Consider the following 926-nt stretch of genomic DNA (forward strand, 5'->3'; position numbering starts at 1 on the left):
GAACATGGCAAGCACGCAGAAGATCGGCAGCGGCCCGCTGATGCCGCGCAGCGCCAGGAACAGCAGCGCCAGCGCGCACATCGCCTCCACCACGACCGCCAGCGCCATGATCAGGCGGCGGCCGAAGCGGTCGGCGACGACACCGGTGACCAGCACCAGAAGCAGCGACGGCAGGAATTGGACGATGCCGACCAGGCCGAGATCGAGCGGGTCGCGGGTCAAATCGTACATCTGCCAGCCGACCGCGACGGACACGATCATGGTGGCGAATGTGGTGAGGAAACGCGCCGCCCAATAACTCAGGAAGGAGCGGTGGCGGAACGCGGCATAGCGCTGGTCCGGTGATATCTGTTCGGCGGTCATGATTTAAGAGGCCCCTTTGCAGTGGCGTCAGCTGGCGGGGCACTTCCACGATGGGCGCTGGTCCGGCTGGCGGAACTTTTAGCTCAGTTCGCCGCGGATATGCGTCAAAATCAGTGCTGGATCAAGGAATTTTCAGCCCGTTCCATCGCCGGCACGCGGAAGTTACTGCCGCAGCGCGACGGAGATGGCGTCGAGGCCGCCGCGCAATTCGGCTTCCGTCGGCCAGCCGAAGCCGACGCGGAAGAAGCGTTTTTCCATCTCGAACCAGTGGCCGGGTCCGACATAGGTTCCATGGTTCTCCAGCAGGTTCGCATAGAACCGGTCGAGGTCGAAGCCGGGTTCGACATCGAGGCGCGGGAAGCCTACGACACCGCCTTCGGGCCTGATCCAGTCGACCAGCGGTTCGCGGTCGATCCAGGCCTGGACGATGTCGCGGCGCTTGGCCATTTCGGGCAGCAGTGTCGCCAGGAAGGCGTCCCGGCGCTCGAGCATGCCGCGGGCAATGCCTTCGTCGATGACGCTGCCGCAGATGCCAATCTGCTCCTTTGCGGCGAGGAATTTTT

At 64.0% G+C, this 926-nt stretch carries 1 protein-coding gene and 1 pseudogene; both read right to left on the minus strand.

What is annotated here, in order from left to right; genetic code table 11:
• A partial coding sequence (locus EN925_RS37620) for an MFS transporter (RefSeq protein ID WP_128337451.1) occupies nt 1-363 on the minus strand: 363 nt, incomplete at its 3' end.
• A 162-nt stretch (nt 364-525) separates the two neighbouring features.
• A pseudogene (locus EN925_RS37625) lies at nt 526-926 on the minus strand (aspartate aminotransferase); the annotation flags it as partial.

Source organism: Mesorhizobium sp. M7A.F.Ca.US.006.04.2.1, from assembly GCF_004022915.1.
In the GTDB taxonomy this organism is placed as follows: domain Bacteria; phylum Pseudomonadota; class Alphaproteobacteria; order Rhizobiales; family Rhizobiaceae; genus Mesorhizobium; species Mesorhizobium ciceri.